This window comes from Micromonospora sp. CPCC 205739 (genome assembly GCF_036906795.1).
Taxonomy (GTDB): Bacteria; Actinomycetota; Actinomycetes; order Mycobacteriales; family Micromonosporaceae; genus Micromonospora.
This window is the reverse complement of record NZ_JBAKHS010000001.1, coordinates 521,509-540,191: the sequence shown is the minus strand read 5'-3', so window position 1 is coordinate 540,191 and position 18,683 is coordinate 521,509. Positions and strand designations below refer to the sequence as shown.

The window sequence follows — 18,683 nt, the reverse complement described above, 5'->3', positions numbered from 1 at the left end:
GGTCGCGCCGCCGAACGGCGGCGTCCGGCCCGTGGTGGTGGCATCGGCGGGGTGGTTCCGAGGCATCGGGGCCCTTCGTCCGGTCCGCCGGCCGCGGCCCGTCGCGGGACGGCTGGTCCGGCCGGCGTGACCACACGCCGCGTACGCCCATGAGGCGTGCGACCGACATCCCGCGACGGAGGGCGAAGTGGCCGAGAGCAAGCGGCGCGGCGAGGACGCCGGCGACGAGGGTCTGCGCGACGAGCGCGACGAGCTCGTCGACGACGTGGCTGCCGACGACGACGCCACCGGCGCGGACGAGCCGGTTTCCCGGGGCGGCACGGCGACCCGCGCGCGGGCCCGTGCCGGGTCGGCCGACAGCAAGCCGAAGACCCGTACGGATTCCGACCGGGTCGGACTGTTCGCCCGCATCGCGCGTTTCTTCCGCGAGGTGGTCGCCGAACTGCGTAAGGTCATCTGGCCGACCCGCAAGGAGCTGTTGACCTACACGGCCGTGGTGGTGGCGTTCGTCGCGGTGGTGCTGACGATCGTCGCCCTTCTCGACTACGGGTTCGCGAAGGGCGTGCTGTGGGTCTTCGGCAACCCCAGCTGACCGGCCGACTGAGCCGATAGTGACGGAAGTGAGCGAGCGTGCCTGAGTACGACGAGACCGCCGAGACCGCGGACGACCAGTCCGCGGTGGCGACGGCGGCCAGTGACGAGTCGGCCGAGGCCGCCAGCGAGCCGGAATTCCCGACCACCGAGCCGGCCCCGGACGAGGAGTACGACCCGGTCGCCGAGCTGCGCCAGAAGCTGCGCTACGCCCCGGGCGACTGGTACGTGGTGCACTCGTACGCCGGCTACGAGAACAAGGTCAAGACCAACCTCGAGACCCGGATCACCTCCCTCGACATGGAGGAGTTCATCTACCAGGTCGAGGTGCCGACCCGGGAAGAGGTCGAGGTCAAGAACGGCAAGCGGTCCCAGGTCCAGGCCAAGGTCTTCCCGGGCTACATCCTGGTCCGGATGGAGCTGACCGCCGAGTCGTACTCCTGCGTGCGCAACACGCCCGGGGTCACCGGCTTCGTCGGTGCCACCGACCGGGCCGACCGCCCCGCGCCGCTGAGCCTCGACGAGGTGCTGAAGTGGCTGGCCCCGGCGGTCGAGGCGGTGGAGAAGAAGGCCAAGCCCGAGGTCAGGGTCCTCGACTTCGAGGTCGGCGACTCGGTCACCGTCACCGACGGCGCGTTCGCCTCGCTGCCGGCGACGATCAGTGAGATCAACGCCGACCAGCAGAAGCTCAAGGTGCTGGTGTCGATCTTCGGCCGGGAGACTCCGGTCGAGCTGAACTTCAACCAGGTCGCCAAGATCTGACGTACGGGTCGCCGGCGGTGGGCACTCGCCCGCCGCCGGCGTACCCGTTTCCGCCCCTCCGTTGGACCTCGACGGACCTCGACGGACGGGGCGGTGCAACGCTGCGCTACCCTAGAACGTCGTCGCTGTCGCATCGCGCTGACCGTGCGCGCCCGCGGCCCGGCACCTTTCCCAGTTCCAAGCCCCAGGAAGTGACATGCCTCCGAAGAAGAAGCTCGTCAAGACGTTCACGCTTCAGCTGAAGGCGGGCCAGGCCACGCCGGCGCCGCCGGTGGGCCCCGCGCTCGGTCAGCACGGCGTGAACATCATGGAGTTCTGCAAGTCCTACAACGCGCAGACCGAGTCCCAGCGGGGCGACATCGTCCCCGCCGAGATCAGCGTGTACGAGGACCGGTCCTTCACGTTCGTCCTGAAGACCCCGCCCGCCGCCCGGCTGCTGCTCAAGGCCGCCGGCGTGGAGAAGGGCTCCGGCGTCCCGCAGAAGGACAAGGTCGGCTCCGTGTCGCAGGCCCAGGTGCGTGAGATCGCCGAGAAGAAGATGGTCGACCTCAACGCCAACGACATCGACCAGGCTGCGAAGATCATCGCCGGCACCGCCCGGTCGATGGGCATCGTCGTCAACGACTGACGTCGGCTCAGCACTCACCCGATCAGTTCGTGGGAGGGCACGCGACGACCGCGGGCCCGCCAGAGACCACAGGAGTAACCAGAAATGCAGCGCAGCAAGAGCTACCGCAAGGCCGCCGACGTCATCGACCGGTCGAAGCTCTACACCCCCGCCGAGGCCGTGAAGCTGGCCAAGGAGACCACCAACGTCAAGTTCGACGCCACGGTCGAGGTCGCGATGCGCCTCGGCGTCGACCCCCGCAAGGCGGACCAGATGGTCCGCGGCACGGTCAACCTGCCGCACGGCACCGGTAAGACCGCCCGCGTGATCGTGTTCGCCGCCGGCGCGAAGGCCGAGGAGGCCGCCGCCGCCGGTGCCGACGAGGTGGGCACGGACGAGCTCGTCGCCCGGATCCAGGGCGGCTGGCTGGACTTCGACGCCGCGATCGCCACCCCCGACCAGATGGCCAAGATCGGCCGGATCGCGCGGATCCTGGGCCCGCGCGGCCTGATGCCGAACCCGAAGACGGGCACGGTGACCATGGACGTCACCAAGGCCGTTCAGGACATCAAGGGCGGCAAGATCACCTTCCGGGTGGACAAGCACTCCAACCTGCACCTGATCATCGGCAAGGCCTCGTTCTCCGAGGCCCAGCTGGTGGACAACTACGCCGCCGTCCTCGACGAGGTGCTCCGCGCCAAGCCGTCGGCGGCCAAGGGCACGTACCTCAAGAAGGTCGTCCTCACCACCACCATGGGCCCGGGCGTTCCGGTCGACCCGAAGCTGGTGAAGAACCTCCACGAGGCTCCGGCCGAGAGCTGAGCACGACCCGCGCAGGGGCCCCGCCACGTACTCGTGGCGGGGCCCCTGCCGTTCGTCCGGCTGTGGCAGGCTCGCGGGCATGCGGCTGGAGGACGTCTGGCTCCGGTACCACCGACGCGGCCCGTGGGTGCTGAGGGCGGCACAGGCCCGGATCGCGCCGGGTGAGGTGGCTCTCGTGCTCGGCCGCAACGGCGCGGGCAAGTCCACCCTGCTCCAGCTCGCGGCCGGGGTGCTCCGGCCGGGCCGGGGCCGGGTCGTCGACCGGCCCCGCCACGTGGGCTGGGTCCCCGAGCGGTTCCCCGCCGACCAGCCCTTCACCGTGGCGGGCTACCTCACCGCGATGGGCCGGGTCGCCGGGCTGTCCCGGCCGGGGGCGGTGCGGGAGGCCGACCGGTGGACCGAGCGGCTGGGCCTGACCCGGTTCCGGGGCGTGAAGCTGCCCGAGCTGTCCAAGGGCACCGCGCAGAAGGTCGGCCTGGCCCAGGCAATGCTCCGCCGGCCGGGCCTGCTGGTGCTCGACGAGCCCTGGGAGGGCCTGGACGCCGCCGCCCGGGACCTGGTCCCTGCCCTGGTCGACGAGGTGCTGGCGGCCGGCGGGTCGGTGCTGGTCAGCGACCATCGGGGGGAGACCGTCCGGCTGCCGGGCGCCCGCCGGTGGACCGTCGCCGACGGCGCGGTGACCGAGGAGACGTCCGCCGGGACGGAGCCGATGGCCGTGGTCGAGCTGGCGGTACCGGCCGCGCGGGTGGCCGGCGCCGTCGCCCGGTTGCGCGCCGAGGGCCACCAGATCCTGCGGGTACGCCCCGACGCCGTCCCGCCCGAGGCCGGGTCACCCGAGCCGGCGGCGGGAGAGGGCGTCGGGTCGGACGGCCCGCCACGGGAGGTGTCCCGGTGATCGCGCTCGTGCGGCTGCGGCTGGCCGGCTTCCTGCGTACCGGACGGGCGCTGGCGCCGCTCCTGGCCGGCCTGCTCGCCCTCGGCGTCCTGTACGGCGGCGGCCGGGCACAGCCGGCGGAGGCGTACGGCGTCTCCGCGGTGGTGCTCTTCCCGGTGCTGGCCTGGCAGACGAAGATCCTGCTCGACGTGGAGCCGGACGTGCAGCGCCGGCTCGCCCTGGTGCTCGTCGGCCCGGCCCGGGAGCGCGCGGCCGGCCTGCTGGCGGCGACCGTGGCCGCGCTCGGCACGGTGGCGATCGCGATGATCTTCCCCTGGCTGGTCGGTGGGGTGACCGGCCCGGTGGGGCTGGGGGACCGGTCGCTGGCGGCGGGTGTCGCCCTCGGGCTCTGGGCCCACCTGCTCGCCCTGCCGGCGGCGGTGGCGCTCGGTGCCCTGGCCAGCCGGGCGGTGACCGGCAGCGCCGGGTACGGCGTCGCCGTGCTGGCCCTGGGCGCGGTCGGCGCCCTGGTGCTCGGCCTGAGCGGCTCGGTGGCGCCCTGGCTGGCACCGCCGGTGATGGCGACCGCCCGCGCGCTGACCGGCCCGCTGGCCGTTTCGACGGCGCTCCTGCTCAGCGCGGGTGCGCTGGCCTGGGCCGCGGTGGCCCTGGCCGGCTACGCCTGGCGGCGTCGGGTCCGCCCGTGAGCGGGGCCGCCGAGGTCGCCGGGCCGGGTCTGGCGGACGGGTGCCGGCCGCGGGGTGACCGGGCGCACGTGGGGGCGATTTGGTGCCCACGGTCGGGTGGCGTAACCTGATGACGAAGTTCCACCCAGAGACCGCTGGTCACCGTGCCCCGGCACGGTCGAAGGTCCCGCGATGACGGGCGACCCGCGCAGGGCGGCAAGCGAAAATCGGTTCCTCCCGTGGTCCGCCGACCATGGTGATCGTGCCGGCCCTCGCCCCGTGCGCCCTGCGCCGGGGCTTTTCTCGTTGTCGTGATCCTCCGCCGCCGTCGGAAGGCCTTCCGGCCTGCCGATGGCGACCAGCCTCGAGCAACGAGAGAGGAGGGACATGGCGGACAAGCCGATCCGGGCCGACAAGGCCACGGCCGTCGCTGAGCTGACCGAGAGCTTCCGTAACGCGGGGGCTGCGGTGCTGACCGAGTACCGTGGTCTGACGGTTTCCCAGCTCACCCAGCTGCGGCGCTCGCTCGGCAAGGAGACCACCTACACGGTCGCGAAGAACACGCTGGCGAAGCGTGCCGCGACCGAGGCGGGCATCTCCGGCCTCGACGAGCTGTTCACCGGTCCTACCGCGCTGACTTTCGTTTCGGGCGACGTCGTCGAGGCGGCGAAGGGGCTTCGCGACTTCGCGAAGGCCAACCCGAAGCTCGTCATCAAGGGCGGTGTCTTCGAGGGCAAGGCCATTTCCGCGGCCGAGGTCACGAAGCTCGCCGACCTGGAGTCCCGTGAGGTGCTGCTGGCCAAGCTGGCCGGCGCGATGAAGGGCAACCTGAGCAAGGCCGCGGCCCTGTTCCAGGCTCCGCTCTCCAAGACCGCCCGTCTGGCGGCCGCCCTGCAGGACAAGCGCGAGAAGGAGGGCGCCGAGGTGGCCTGAGGCCACCCGGCGCACCCAGTTCTTACCTAACAGATTCAGGAAAGGACGCCAGACATGGCGAAGCTCAGCACCGACGAGCTGCTCGACGCGTTCAAGGAGATGACGCTGATCGAGCTCTCCGAGTTCGTGAAGCAGTTCGAGGAGACCTTCGAGGTCACCGCCGCGGCCCCGGCCGCGATGATGATGGCCGGCCCGGGTGGCGGCGGCGCCGCTGCCGAGGCCGAGCCGGAGAAGGACGAGTTCGACGTCGTCCTCGAGGGTGACGGTGGCAAGAAGATCCAGGTCATCAAGGTCGTGCGTGAGCTGACCGGCCTGGGCCTCAAGGAGGCCAAGGACGCGGTCGAGTCCGCGCCGAAGGCCATCCTGGAGAAGGTCAACAAGGAGACCGCCGAGAAGGCCAAGGCCAAGCTCGAGGGCGAGGGCGCCAAGGTCACCCTCAAGTAATTGAGGTACGACCAGGCGCGCGTCCGGCTCACGTGAGCCGGGGCACACCGCATCGCGGCGGGCGGTGATCCGGGAACGGATCACCGCCCGCTGTGGTTGGTGGCTACCGGTGGCAGCGGCGTGAGCAGGACGTCCGACGCCCGGCGTACGGCGCCACGGCGGTGTCCAGTGGTAGTCCTCCGGTGGGAAAGACGGCGGCGACCCGAGAGCGGCCCTTGACGCGGCACCCGGCTCCCAGGCACGCTGACACCAGCAAGACCTTCCGCGCTTGCGACGGCCACCACTTGGGTAATGGCAGCGGCAGCACCGCCGGCTGCGAGACCTGAGCGGCCCGCAGGGACGACGCGTTCCGAGCGGCCCGGCAGACCCGGTTTTCCGGGGTCCCGAGGCACGTTCCGCGCCGACCTGCGGGGTGGGCTGGACAGCGGTTAGCCTCTCGGCTACACTGCTAGTTTGCGCTGCCTTCCGACTTGGCCCCTGCTCGGAAATGTCCGTTTACGGATATTTCTGGTGGGGTCATTGGAGTGCACGCGTACCAGCCGTTCTGCAGCACCGGTCCTCGGAAGGACGCATCTTGGCAGCTTCCCGCCCTGCGAAGACCAGTCGTACGTCGAGCGCTTTCGCTCCCCGCCGAGTTTCTTTCGGCAGGATCACCGAACACCTCGAGGTCCCCAACCTCCTCGCCATTCAGAACGAGTCCTTCGACTGGCTCGTCGGCAACGAGGCTTGGCAGGGCCGGTCGGCGGACGACCCGCACGCACGATCGGGTCTCGCGGAGATCCTCGACGAGATCAGTCCCATTGAGGACTTCTCCGGCACCATGTCGCTCTCCTTCTCGGCTCCGCGCTTCGACGAGGTCAAGGCCTCGATCGAGGAGTGCAAGGAGAAGGACCTGACCTACTGCGCGCCGCTCTTCGTGACCGCGGAGTTCACCAACAACACCACTGGCGAGATCAAGAGCCAGACGGTGTTCATGGGTGACTTCCCGATGATGACGCCGAAGGGCACCTTCATCATCAACGGCACCGAGCGCGTCGTGGTCAGCCAGCTCGTCCGGTCCCCGGGCGTCTACTTCGACAAGCAGCCGGACAAGACCTCCGACCGCGACCTCTCCAGCGTCAAGGTCATCCCGAGCCGGGGTGCCTGGCTGGAGTTCGACATCGACAAGCGCGACACGGTCGGCGTCCGCATCGACCGCAAGCGTCGGCAGGCCGTCACGGTCCTGCTCAAGGCCATCGGATGGTCCGCCGAGCAGATCCGCGAGCGGTTCGGCTGGTCCGAGCTGATGATGACCACGCTCGAGAAGGACCACATCGCCGGCCAGGACGAGGCGCTGCTCGACATCTACCGGAAGCTCCGCCCTGGCGAGCCGCCGACCCGTGAGAACGCCCAGACCCTGCTCGACAACCTCTTCTTCAACCCGAAGCGGTACGACGTCGCCAAGGTCGGTCGTTACAAGTTCAACAAGAAGCTCGAGGTGGACGTCCCGATCACCACGGGCACGCTCACCGAGGACGACATCGTCGCCACCGTGGAGTACCTCTGCCGGCTGCACGCAGGTGAGGACGGCTACGAGGCCGACGACATCGACCACTTCGGCAACCGGCGCCTGCGTACGGTCGGCGAGCTGATCCAGAACCAGGTTCGGGTCGGCCTGTCCCGGATGGAGCGGGTTGTCCGCGAGCGGATGACCACCCAGGACGTCGAGGCGATCACGCCGCAGACCCTGATCAACATCCGCCCGGTGGTGGCGGCGATCAAGGAGTTCTTCGGTACGTCGCAGCTGTCCCAGTTCATGGACCAGACCAACCCGCTGGCGGGCCTGACCCACCGGCGCCGGCTGAGCGCGCTCGGCCCGGGTGGTCTGTCCCGGGAGCGGGCCGGCTTCGAGGTCCGTGACGTGCACCCGTCCCACTACGGCCGGATGTGCCCGATCGAGACGCCGGAAGGCCCGAACATCGGCCTGATCGGCGCGCTCTCCACCTTCGCCCGGGTCAACCCGTTCGGCTTCATCGAGACGCCGTACCGGAAGGTCGTCGAGGGTCGGGTCACCGACCAGATCGACTACCTGACCGCGGACGAGGAGGACCGGTACGTCAAGGCGCAGGCCAACGCGCCGCTGAAGGCCGACGGCACCTTCGCCGAGGACCGGGTCCTGTGCCGCCGTAAGGGCGGCGAGACCGAGGACGTGGTTCCCAGTGCCGTCGACTACATGGACGTCTCGCCGCGGCAGATGACCTCCGTCGCGACCGCGATGATCCCGTTCCTCGAGCACGACGACGCCAACCGGGCGCTGATGGGCGCGAACATGCAGCGCCAGGCGGTGCCGCTGGTCAAGGCGGAGTCGCCGCTGGTCGGCACCGGCATGGAGTACCGGGCCGCCGTCGACGCCGGTGACGTGGTCGTCGCCGAGGTCGGCGGTGTCATCGAGGACCTCTGCGCCGACTACATCACCATCCACCAGGACGACGGCCACCGCCGGACGTACCTGCTGCACAAGTTCCGCCGCTCCAACGCCGGCTCCTGCGTCAACCAGAAGCCGGTCGTCTTCGAGGGCGACCGCGTCGAGGCCGGTCAGGTCATCGCCGACGGTCCGTGCACCGACGAGGGCGAGATGGCGCTCGGGCGCAACCTGCTCGTGGCGTTCATGACCTGGGAGGGCCACAACTACGAGGACGCGATCATCCTGTCGCAGCGCCTCGTGCAGCAGGACGTGCTCACCTCGATCCACATCGAGGAGCACGAGGTCGACGCCCGGGACACCAAGCTCGGCCCGGAGGAGATCACCCGCGACATCCCGAACGTCAGCGAGGAAATGCTCGCCGACCTCGACGAGCGCGGCATCATCCGGATCGGCGCCGAGGTCGTCCCCGGCGACATCCTGGTCGGCAAGGTCACGCCCAAGGGCGAGACCGAGCTGACCCCGGAGGAGCGGCTGCTCCGCGCGATCTTCGGTGAGAAGGCGCGTGAGGTCCGGGACACCTCGCTGAAGGTGCCGCACGGCGAGACCGGCACGGTCATCGGTGTGCGTACCTTCTCCCGCGAGGACGGCGACGAGCTGCCGCCGGGCGTCAACGAGCTGGTCCGGGTGTACGTCGCCCAGAAGCGCAAGATCCAGGACGGTGACAAGCTCGCCGGCCGGCACGGCAACAAGGGCGTCATCTCCAAGATCCTGCCGATCGAGGACATGCCGTTCCTGGAGGACGGCACCCCGGTCGACATCGTGCTCAACCCGCTGGGTGTGCCCTCCCGGATGAACATCGGCCAGGTCCTGGAGACCCACCTCGGGTGGGTGGCCAAGACCGGTTGGAGCGTCGAGGGCGACGATGCCGAGTGGAAGCGCCAGCTCCGCTCGATCGACGCCCACGAGTCCGAGCCGGACACCAACGTGGCCACGCCGGTCTTCGACGGTGCCCGCGAGGAGGAGATCTCCGGTCTGCTCTCGTCGACCCTGCCCAACCGGGACGGCAAGCAGCTGATCGGTGCCTCCGGCAAGGCGCAGCTGTTCGACGGTCGCTCCGGCGAGCCGCTGCCGGACCCGATCGCGGTCGGCTACATCTACATCCTGAAGCTCAACCACCTGGTCGACGACAAGATCCACGCCCGGTCGACCGGTCCGTACTCGATGATCACGCAGCAGCCGCTGGGTGGTAAGGCGCAGTTCGGTGGTCAGCGCTTCGGTGAGATGGAGTGCTGGGCCATGCAGGCGTACGGCGCCGCCTACGCCCTGCAGGAACTGCTGACCATCAAGTCCGACGACGTCCTGGGCCGCGTGAAGGTCTACGAGGCGATCGTCAAGGGCGAGAACATCCCCGAGCCGGGCATCCCGGAGTCGTTCAAGGTGCTGCTCAAGGAGCTGCAGTCGCTGTGCCTCAACGTTGAGGTGCTCTCCAGCGACGGTGTGGCCCTGGAGATGCGCGAGACCGACGACGAGGTGTTCCGGGCGGCGGAGGAGCTGGGCATCGACCTGTCCCGGCGCGAGCCGAGCTCGGTCGAAGAGGTCTGAGGTGAGCGGTCGGGAGCCGGCTCGCCGGCTCCCGACCCCACCCACTAGCTAGCAGTACAGACGACGACATAGGGGACATAGTGCTCGACGTCAACTTCTTCGACGAGCTGCGCATCGGCCTCGCCACCGCCGACGACATCCGTCAGTGGTCGCACGGTGAGGTCAAGAAGCCTGAGACGATCAACTACCGCACCCTGAAGCCGGAAAAGGACGGGCTCTTCTGCGAGAAGATCTTCGGTCCGCAGCGGGACTGGGAGTGCTACTGCGGTAAGTACAAGCGGGTCCGCTTCAAGGGCATCATCTGCGAGCGCTGCGGCGTCGAGGTGACCCGTTCCAAGGTCCGTCGTGAGCGGATGGGGCACATCGAGCTCGCCGCTCCGGTGACCCACATCTGGTACTTCAAGGGCGTGCCGAGCCGGCTGGGCTACCTGCTGGACCTCGCCCCCAAGGATCTCGAAAAGATCATCTACTTCGCCTCGTACGTCGTGACGAGCGTGGACGCCGAGTCGCGTCACCGTGACCTCTCGACCATCGAGAACGAGATCCTCGCCGAGAAGCGGCAGTCCGAGAACAGCCGCGACTCGGAGATCGAGAAGCGGGCCGCCAAGCTCGAGGCCGACCTGGCCGAGCTGGAGGCCGAGGGTGCCAAGGCGGACGTCCGGCGCAAGGTCAAGGAAGGCGGAGAGCGCGAGATGCGCCAGATCCGCGACCGGGCCCAGCGCGAGATCGACCGTCTCGACGAGGTGCTGGACACCTTCCGCAAGCTGGAGCCGAAGCAGCTGGTCACCGACGAGCTGCTCTACCGCGAGCTGCGCGACCGGTTCGGCGAGTACTTCACCGGCGGCATGGGCGCCGAGGCCATCAAGGCGCTGGTCCAGAACATGGACCTCGACGCCGAGGCCGAGAGCCTGCGGGAGACCATCCGCTCCGGCAAGGGCCAGCGGAAGATCCGGGCGCTCAAGCGGCTCAAGGTCGTCGCGGCGTTCCTGAACACCCGCAACTCGCCGCTCGGCATGGTGCTGGACTGCGTTCCGGTCATCCCGCCGGACCTGCGCCCGATGGTGCAGCTCGACGGTGGCCGCTTCGCGACCTCCGACCTGAACGACCTGTACCGCCGCGTGATCAACCGGAACAACCGCCTCAAGCGGCTGATCGACCTCGGCGCGCCCGAGATCATCGTCAACAACGAGAAGCGGATGCTCCAGGAGGCCGTCGACGCGCTGTTCGACAACGGCCGTCGCGGCCGGCCGGTCACCGGCCCGGGTAACCGTCCGCTGAAGTCGCTCTCCGACATGCTCAAGGGCAAGCAGGGCCGGTTCCGCCAGAACCTGCTCGGCAAGCGCGTCGACTACTCCGGCCGTTCGGTCATCGTGGTCGGCCCGAAGCTGAAGCTGCACCAGTGCGGCCTGCCCAAGCAGATGGCGCTGGAGCTGTTCAAGCCGTTCGTGATGAAGCGGCTGGTCGACCTCAACCACGCGCAGAACATCAAGTCCGCCAAGCGGATGGTCGAGCGGCAGCGCCCGGTCGTGTGGGACGTGCTGGAAGAGGTCATCGGCGAGCACCCGGTGCTGCTGAACCGCGCGCCCACCCTGCACCGTCTGGGCATCCAGGCCTTCGAGCCGCAGCTGGTCGAGGGCAAGGCGATCCAGATCCACCCGCTCGTCTGCACCGCGTTCAACGCGGACTTCGACGGTGACCAGATGGCGGTGCACGTGCCGCTGTCCGCCGAGGCCCAGGCCGAGGCGCGGATCCTGATGCTGTCGTCGAACAACATCCTCAAGCCGGCCGACGGCAAGCCGGTCACCATGCCCACCCAGGACATGGTCATCGGTCTCTACCACCTCACCCACCTCACCCCGGGTGGCAAGGGCGAGGGCCGGGCGTTCAGCTCGGACGCCGAGGCGCGGATGGCGTTCGACGCCGGTGAGCTGCACCTGCAGACCCCGGTCAAGATCCGCCTGCGCGGCGTGATCGGTGTCGACAACGGCGCCGGCGCCGAGCCGTGGACCGCCCCGGAGGGCTGGGTCGAGGGCGAGCCGCTGACCGTGGAGACCACGCTCGGCCGGGTCCTGTTCAACGAGACGCTGCCGCAGGGCTACCGCTTCGTGAACTACGAGATCCGCAAGGGCCAGCTCTCCGCGATCGTCAACGACCTTGCCGAGCGCTTCCCGAAGGTGGCCCTCGCGGCCACCCTCGACGGGCTCAAGGAGGCCGGTTTCCACTGGGCCACCTGGTCCGGCGTCACCATCGGCATGGAGGACGTCATCGCTCCGCCGCGCAAGCGGGAGATCCTGGAGAAGTACGAGAAGGAAGCCGACCGGATCGACAAGCAGTACCAGCGTGGTCTGATGACCGCCGAGGAGCGCCGCGGCGAGCTCATCGAGATCTGGACCAAGGCGACCAACGAGGTCGCCAAGGAGATGGACACCGCGCTGCCGCAGGAGAACCCGCTGTGGAAGATGATCCACTCGGGTGCCCGCGGTAACCTGCTCCAGCTCCGGCAGATCGCGGCGATCCGTGGTCTGGTGGCCAACCCCAAGGGTGAGATCATCCCGCGGCCGATCAAGGCCAGCTACCGGGAGGGTCTGTCCGTGCTGGAGTACTTCATCTCCACGCACGGTGCCCGCAAGGGTCTCGCCGACACCGCGCTGCGGACCGCCGACTCGGGTTACCTGACCCGTCGTCTGGTGGACGTCTCGCAGGACGTCATCATCCGCGAGGAGGACTGCGGCACCGACCGGGCGATCCCGATGCAGATCGGGGAGCGGCTGGAGGGCAAGCTGGTCGTGCACGAGCACGCCGAGACCAGCGTGCACGCCCGTACCCTGGCCGACGACATCAAGGGGCCGGACGGCACCGTGGTGGCCCACCGGGGTCAGGACATCAACTCGATCCTGGTCGACAAGATCGTCGCCGCCGGGGTGGAGACCGTCCGGGTGCGCAGCGTGCTCACCTGCGAGTCGAAGCTGGGCGTCTGCGGTGCGTGCTACGGCCGCTCGCTGCCGACCGGCAAGACCGTGGACGTCGGCGAGGCGGTCGGCATCATCGCCGCCCAGTCGATCGGTGAGCCGGGTACGCAGCTGACGATGCGTACCTTCCACACCGGTGGTGTCGCGGGTGAGGACATCACCCAGGGTCTGCCGCGTGTCCAGGAGATCTTCGAGGCCCGGATCCCGAAGGGCAAGGCGCCCATCGCCGACACCCCGGGTCGGATCCGGATCGAGGACGGCGAGCGGTCGCGGAAGATCATCGTGGTGCCGGACGACGGCAGCGACGAGATCGTCTACGACAAGATCTCCAAGCGGGTCCGGCTGCGGACCCACGACGGGGACCACGTCGAGGTCGGCGAGAAGCTCACCGAGGGCACCATCGACCCGCACGAGCTGCTGCGCATCCTCGGCCCGCGCGCGGTCCAGGTCCACCTGACCCAGGAGGTCCAGGAGGTCTACCGCTCGCAGGGTGTGCTCATCCACGACAAGCACATCGAGATCATCATCCGCCAGATGCTCAAGCGGGTGACGGTCATCGACTCCGGCTCGACCGAGTTCCTGCCGGGCGTGCTGGTCGACCGGGCGCTGTTCGAGTCGGAGAACCGCCGGCTCGTCGGCGAGGGTGGCGAGCCCGCCGCCGGTCGCCCGGTGCTGATGGGTATCACCAAGGCCTCGCTGGCCACCGACTCCTGGCTCTCGGCGGCCTCCTTCCAGGAGACCACCCGGGTGCTGACCGACGCGGCGATCAACTCGCGCAGCGACTCGCTGGTCGGCCTCAAGGAGAACGTGATCATCGGTAAGCTCATCCCGGCCGGTACCGGCATCAGCAAGTACCGCAACGTCCGGGTCGAGCCGACCGAGGAGGCGAAGGCCAAGGTCTACTCGATGACCGGCTACCCGGAGACCGACTACGGCTTCGGACCGGCCAGCGGCCAGGCCGTGCCGCTGGACGACTTCGACTTCGGGTCGTACCGCTAAGCAGTGAACGACGAGGCCCCCGGCGTGAGCGCCGGGGGCCTCGTCGCGTTCCGGGATGGTCGCGCAGGTGCCCGGTCCGGGCGGACGCCGGCGGGCATGATGGGGGTATGACGACCGCTCCCGGGCCGCTGCCCGTGGCGCACCAGCTGCCACGCCACCCGCTCGACCCCGACCCGGCTCCCGCCACGAAGGCCCGCGCCGTCTTCGCGCTGGGCCTGATCGGGGCGCTGACCGGGCTCTTCGTCGGCGGGGTGGTGCCCGCGACGGTGGCGCTCCAACTGGCCCGGCAGGCCCGGCGGGAGGCATACGCCTCGGGTGGGTACCTCACCGGCGCGGCCTGGCTGCGGCAGGGGGAGCGGCTGGCCTGGACGGGCCTGGTGCTGGTCGCGGTCGCCGTGGTGACGCTGGTGGTGATCGGCGTGGTCCGGCTGGCCAACGCCCCGTTCGGGCAGGACTTCGCCCCGAACGTGGACTGAGCGCCGGCGGTGCTCGTGCGCCCTGCGCGGCGGTGCGCGCCGACGGTAGCCTGGCCGGTGTCCGTCGCGCGGCGAGGGATCTGGCTTGTCGACAGGAGGACCACGTGACGGAACCGGCGCCGCCGTCGGGAGCCGACCCGGGCGGGCAGCCCGCCGGGCCCCCGGAGACGGGCGCGCCCGGGACCGCTGCGACCCCGTCCGGCGGTACGACCGCCGAAGCGCCAGTGTCGCCCTGGTCGCCGCAGGGGTCCGCCGGCGGTGACCGGCCGGACCAGGGCATCGGCACCGCGCCGGAGGCCGCCCCGATCGGGTACGCGTCGCCGACCGGCCCGCCGCCGGGGCAGCTCTCGCCGGTGCATCCGGGCCAGTTCTCCGGGGCGCATCCCGGGCAGGTCTCGCCTGTGCAGCCGGGCCATTTCCCCGGGGGGTATCCCGGGCAGCTCTCGCCGGTGCACCCGGGTCAGGTCTCCGGGGCGTACCCAGGGCAGTCGTCGCCGGGGCCGGCCGGGGCGTACCCCGGTGGGTTTCCGGGCGGCGCGTGGGGGCGCGGTCCGGGGCAGCTGCCCCCGCCGCCACGGGAGACGCCCAGACCGCCCAAGCGGGTCGATCCGGTACCGGGTACCCCGTTCGGGGTGGTCCATCTCGACGTGCCGGCGGTGACCTCCGGCCCTGCGGTGGGTGCGCTGGTGGCCGGGGTGGTCTCGATCCTGGTGTCGGTGCTGGTCGCCTGCTTCGGCGTCGGCGCGGCACGGTACGGGGGAGCCTGGGCCGCCGGTGCGTTCACCGTGCCGGGCACCCTGGCCGGCGCGGCCGCGATCGTCGCCGGCCTGCTGGCCCGGCGGCAGATCGGGCGGGCGGCGCCACCGCCGGCGGTCCGGTTCACCGGGCGGGGGCTGGCCACGGCGGGTATCAGCTGCGGGGCGGTGGGTGTGCTGCTCTGCCTGTCCGCGCTGGGGCTGGCGCTGCTGCTGCAGTTCGCGTGACGGCCATCGCGGCGGGGGCGACGGGCCGCTTCCGCGGCCAGCCGGTACACTTGGATCCGTAGGTGCCCATCACGGGTGAGCAGGCACCACGGTGTGGCAGACCGGCGGGGTTTGAGATCCGCCGGACCATTCCGTTTTGACCTGCGAGGCTGTGCTAGGTACTCTTTCCCCTTGTGCCCGGGCCTGCCCGGGCAACTCGTGCGTGCGCGGGATCCGGTCCATCCGGTGACGAGCGGCCGCACGACACAGTCCAAGACCCGGCGCGTGGTCCACCGCGTGCCGGCGAACAAATCCGGTGCGCGCGCGAGCGACGGCACCGGGACCGTGAGCTGGGCGACACGCCCGACCGCGGGTGCCGGGACCTCCACCAGGTGGCCCTGGCCGGAATGTAGGAGAGCCTTCCACCAGGACGGCTAACGAGCAGACGGCGCGGCCGCGGAAGCGGCCGAAGGGAGCGGAGAAACCCGGTGCCCACCATCCAGCAGCTGGTCCGAAAGGGCCGCCAGGCCAAGACGACCAAGACCAAGACCCCGGCGCTGAAGGGCAGCCCTCAGCGGCGCGGTGTGTGCACCCGCGTGTACACCACCACCCCCAAGAAGCCGAACTCGGCGCTCCGCAAGGTCGCTCGTGTCAAGCTCAGCAGCCAGATCGAGGTGACCGCCTACATCCCGGGCGTCGGTCACAACCTGCAGGAGCACTCGATCGTGCTCGTCCGCGGCGGCCGGGTGAAGGACCTCCCCGGCGTGCGTTACAAGATCGTCCGCGGTTCGCTGGACACCCAGGGTGTCCGCAACCGCAAGCAGGCGCGCAGCCGGTACGGCGCGAAGAAGGAGAAGAGCTGACATGCCGCGTAAGGGACCCGCTCCGCGGAAGCCGCTGGTCGCTGACCCGGTGTACAACTCGCCGTTGGTCACCCAGCTGGTGAACAAGATCCTGCTGCGCGGCAAGCGTCAGCTCGCCGAGCGCATCGTGTACGCCGCCCTGGAGGGCTGCCGCGAGAAGAGCGGCACCGACCCGGTCGTCACCCTCAAGCGGGCGATGGACAACGTCAAGCCGACCCTCGAGGTCCGCAGCCGCCGTGTCGGTGGCGCGACCTACCAGGTGCCGGTCGAGGTCCGTCCGGCTCGGGCCACCACCCTCGGGCTGCGCTGGCTGGTGACGTACTCCAAGGCTCGTCGTGAGAAGACCATGGTCGAGCGGCTGATGAACGAGCTGCTGGACGCGAGCAACGGTCTGGGTGCCGCCGTCAAGCGGCGCGAGGACACGCACAAGATGGCCGAGTCGAACAAGGCCTTCGCGCACTACCGCTGGTAACACCCTGGTTCCGGCGCCGGACCGGCGCCGGAACCGCCACCAGTTGTGTCGAGACGACGATAAGTAGGGATTGAAGTGGCCGCCGCAGACGCGCTCGCCAACGTACGCAACATCGGCATCATGGCGCACATCGATGCCGGTAAGACCACGACCACCGAGCGGATCCTGTTCTACACCGGTATCACGTACAAGATCGGTGAGGTCCACGAGGGCGCTGCCGTCATGGACTGGATGGAGCAGGAGCAGGAGCGTGGTATCACCATCACCTCCGCTGCCACCAAGTGTGAGTGGAAGGGCCACACGATCCAGATCATCGACACGCCCGGTCACGTCGACTTCACGGTCGAGGTCGAGCGGTCGCTGCGGGTGCTGGACGGTGCGGTCGCGGTCTACGACGGTGTCGCCGGCGTGGAGCCGCAGACGGAGAACGTCTGGCGTCAGGCCGACAAGTACCACGTCCCCCGGATGTGCTTCGTCAACAAGCTCGACCGGACCGGTGCCGACTTCTTCCGCTGCGTGCAGATGATGATCGACCGGCTCAACGCCACCCCGCTGGTGCTCCAGATCCCGATCGGCCTCGAGGGCGACCACATCGGTGTCGTCGACCTGATCGGCATGCGCGCCCTCACCTGGCGCGGGGAGACCCAGAAGGGTGAGGACTACGCCATCGAGGAGATCCCGGCCGAGCTGGCCGACTCCGCGGCGGAGTGGCGCGAGAAGCTGATGGAGACCCTGGCCGACGTCGACGACGCGGTGATGGAGAAGTACCTGGAGGGCGACGAGATCTCCGTCGAGGAGATCAAGGCCGCCATCCGTCGGGCCACCATCGCCAGCAAGGCCAACCCGGTGCTCTGCGGCTCGGCGTTCAAGAACAAGGGCGTGCAGCCCATGCTCGACGCCGTCGTCGACTTCCTGCCGTCGCCGCTGGACGTTCCGGCGATCGAGGGTACGGCCACCGACGGCGAGACCCCGATGCAGCGGAAGCCGTCCAAGTCGGAGCCCTTCTCCGGCCTGGCCTTCAAGATCCAGACCGACAAGCACCTCGGCAAGCTCACCTACGTCCGGGTCTACTCCGGCGTGGTCGAGACCGGTACCCAGGTGGTCAACTCCACCAAGGACCGCAAGGAGCGGATCGGCAAGATCTACCAGATGCACGCCAACAAGCGGGAAGAGCGCAGCTCGGCCCAGGCTGGCGACATCATCGCGGTGCAGGGTCTCAAGCAGACCACCACCGGTGACACGCTGTGCGACCCGGCGAACCCGGTCATCCTGGAATCGATGACCTTCCCGGAGCCGGTCATCGAGGTCGCCATCGAGCCGAAGACCAAGGCCGACCAGGAGAAGCTCAGCACCGCCATCCAGCGGCTGGCCGAGGAGGACCCGACCTTCCGCGTCAAGCTGGACGAGGAGACCGGTCAGACGGTCATCTCCGGCATGGGCGAGCTGCACCTGGACATCCTGGTCGACCGGATGCGCCGCGAGTTCAACGTCGAGGCGAACATCGGCAAGCCGCAGGTGGCGTACCGCGAGACGATCCGCCGCAAGGTGGAGAAGATCGAGTACACCCACAAGAAGCAGACCGGTGGTTCCGGCCAGTACGCCCGCGTCATCGTGAGCATCGAGCCGCTGCCGCTGGACAACGACTCGCCGACCTACGAGTTCGCCAACGCCGTCACCGGTGGCCGCATCCCCCGGGAGTTCATCCCCTCGGTGGACGCGGGTGCCCAGGACGCGATGCAGTACGGCATCCTCGCCGGCTTCCCGCTGGTGGGTGTCAAGCTGACGCTGCTGGACGGTCAGTACCACGAGGTCGACTCGTCGGAAATGGCATTCAAGATCGCCGGCTCGATGGTGATGAAGGAGGCGGCCCGCAAGGCCGACCCCGCGCTCCTCGAGCCGATGATGGCCGTTGAAGTCACCACTCCGGAGGAGAACATGGGTGACGTCATCGGCGACCTCAACTCCCGGCGCGGCATCATCCAGGCGATGGAGGAGCGCAGCGGCGCTCGTATCGTCCGGGCCCTGGTGCCGCTGTCGGAGATGTTCGGCTACGTCGGCGACCTGCGGTCGAAGACCCAGGGCCGGGCTAGCTACAGCATGCAGTTCGACTCCTACGCCGAGGTTCCGCAGAGCGTGGCGAAGGAGATCATCGCCAAGGCGACTGGTGAGTGACGCTCACCTGAGTTGATCCGATGGTTCGAGGCTGGTCGCGGGAGG

15 protein-coding genes are annotated in these 18,683 nt (G+C 69.5%); all 15 read left to right on the top strand.

What is annotated here, in order from left to right:
* Positions 1 to 187 precede the first annotated feature (187 nt).
* A complete protein-coding gene (secE, locus tag V6U88_RS02575) occupies positions 188 to 592 on the top strand; it encodes a preprotein translocase subunit SecE (protein ID WP_334449499.1) in 405 nt (134 codons plus the stop codon).
* 38 nt (positions 593 to 630) lie between these two features.
* A complete protein-coding gene (nusG, locus tag V6U88_RS02570; protein WP_334449490.1) occupies positions 631 to 1,353 on the top strand; it encodes a transcription termination/antitermination protein NusG in 723 nt (240 codons plus the stop codon).
* Between the two features lie 196 nt (positions 1,354 to 1,549).
* On the top strand, positions 1,550 to 1,981 hold the full coding sequence (rplK, locus tag V6U88_RS02565; RefSeq protein WP_132230892.1) for a 50S ribosomal protein L11: 432 nt from the start codon (positions 1,550 to 1,552) through the stop codon (positions 1,979 to 1,981).
* 84 nt (positions 1,982 to 2,065) lie between these two features.
* Positions 2,066 to 2,782 (top strand): 50S ribosomal protein L1, encoded by a 717-nt coding sequence (rplA, locus tag V6U88_RS02560; RefSeq protein ID WP_334449487.1) that lies wholly within the window; start codon positions 2,066 to 2,068, stop codon positions 2,780 to 2,782.
* Positions 2,783 to 2,861: 79 nt separating this feature from the next.
* The gene (locus V6U88_RS02555) at positions 2,862 to 3,677 is read left to right on the top strand and encodes an ABC transporter ATP-binding protein (RefSeq protein ID WP_334449485.1); all 816 of its coding nucleotides are present in this window, start codon (positions 2,862 to 2,864) and stop codon (positions 3,675 to 3,677) included.
* Complete coding sequence (locus V6U88_RS02550) at positions 3,674 to 4,363, top strand: hypothetical protein (protein ID WP_334449483.1); 690 nt, start codon at positions 3,674 to 3,676, stop codon at positions 4,361 to 4,363. The genes V6U88_RS02555 and V6U88_RS02550 overlap by 4 nt, the downstream gene beginning before the upstream one ends.
* A gap of 366 nt (positions 4,364 to 4,729) precedes the next feature.
* The gene (gene rplJ / locus V6U88_RS02545) at positions 4,730 to 5,275 is read left to right on the top strand and encodes a 50S ribosomal protein L10 (RefSeq protein ID WP_334449481.1); all 546 of its coding nucleotides are present in this window, start codon (positions 4,730 to 4,732) and stop codon (positions 5,273 to 5,275) included.
* Positions 5,276 to 5,329: 54 nt separating this feature from the next.
* Positions 5,330 to 5,719, top strand: coding sequence for a 50S ribosomal protein L7/L12 (rplL, locus tag V6U88_RS02540; protein WP_334449479.1), 390 nt, complete (start codon positions 5,330 to 5,332; stop codon positions 5,717 to 5,719).
* 574 nt (positions 5,720 to 6,293) lie between these two features.
* Complete coding sequence (gene rpoB, locus V6U88_RS02535; protein ID WP_334449478.1) at positions 6,294 to 9,725, top strand: DNA-directed RNA polymerase subunit beta; 3,432 nt, start codon at positions 6,294 to 6,296, stop codon at positions 9,723 to 9,725.
* An 80-nt stretch (positions 9,726 to 9,805) separates the two neighbouring features.
* Positions 9,806 to 13,693 (top strand): DNA-directed RNA polymerase subunit beta', encoded by a 3,888-nt coding sequence (locus V6U88_RS02530; protein ID WP_334449476.1) that lies wholly within the window; start codon positions 9,806 to 9,808, stop codon positions 13,691 to 13,693.
* A gap of 107 nt (positions 13,694 to 13,800) precedes the next feature.
* Entirely contained in the window at positions 13,801 to 14,169 is a 369-nt protein-coding gene (locus V6U88_RS02525) for a hypothetical protein (protein WP_334449474.1), read from the top strand.
* A gap of 560 nt (positions 14,170 to 14,729) precedes the next feature.
* Complete coding sequence (locus tag V6U88_RS02520; RefSeq protein ID WP_334449886.1) at positions 14,730 to 15,152, top strand: hypothetical protein; 423 nt, start codon at positions 14,730 to 14,732, stop codon at positions 15,150 to 15,152.
* Positions 15,153 to 15,619: 467 nt separating this feature from the next.
* The gene (rpsL, locus tag V6U88_RS02515; RefSeq protein ID WP_007465318.1) at positions 15,620 to 15,994 is read left to right on the top strand and encodes a 30S ribosomal protein S12; all 375 of its coding nucleotides are present in this window, start codon (positions 15,620 to 15,622) and stop codon (positions 15,992 to 15,994) included.
* Between the two features lies 1 nt (position 15,995).
* Positions 15,996 to 16,466 carry a 30S ribosomal protein S7 gene (gene rpsG / locus V6U88_RS02510; RefSeq protein WP_091079418.1) on the top strand — a complete coding sequence of 157 codons (471 nt, stop codon included), beginning with the start codon at positions 15,996 to 15,998 and terminating at the stop codon, positions 16,464 to 16,466.
* Positions 16,467 to 16,541: 75 nt separating this feature from the next.
* Positions 16,542 to 18,638 carry an elongation factor G gene (fusA, locus tag V6U88_RS02505; RefSeq protein ID WP_334449471.1) on the top strand — a complete coding sequence of 699 codons (2,097 nt, stop codon included), beginning with the start codon at positions 16,542 to 16,544 and terminating at the stop codon, positions 18,636 to 18,638.
* Positions 18,639 to 18,683 lie beyond the last annotated feature (45 nt).

Bases quoted from the DNA above. Each gene is read 5' to 3' on its own strand.
- rplK (WP_132230892.1), top strand. From the start codon at position 1,550: ATGCCTCCGAAGAAGAAGCTCGTCAAGACGTTCACGCTTCAGCTGAAG.
- rplJ (WP_334449481.1), top strand. From the start codon at position 4,730: ATGGCGGACAAGCCGATCCGGGCCGACAAGGCCACGGCCGTCGCTGAG.
- rplL (WP_334449479.1), top strand. From the start codon at position 5,330: ATGGCGAAGCTCAGCACCGACGAGCTGCTCGACGCGTTCAAGGAGATG.
- V6U88_RS02525 (WP_334449474.1), top strand. From the start codon at position 13,801: ATGACGACCGCTCCCGGGCCGCTGCCCGTGGCGCACCAGCTGCCACGC.
- rpsG (WP_091079418.1), top strand. From the start codon at position 15,996: ATGCCGCGTAAGGGACCCGCTCCGCGGAAGCCGCTGGTCGCTGACCCG.
- V6U88_RS02555 (WP_334449485.1), top strand. From the start codon at position 2,862: ATGCGGCTGGAGGACGTCTGGCTCCGGTACCACCGACGCGGCCCGTGG.
- rplA (WP_334449487.1), top strand. From the start codon at position 2,066: ATGCAGCGCAGCAAGAGCTACCGCAAGGCCGCCGACGTCATCGACCGG.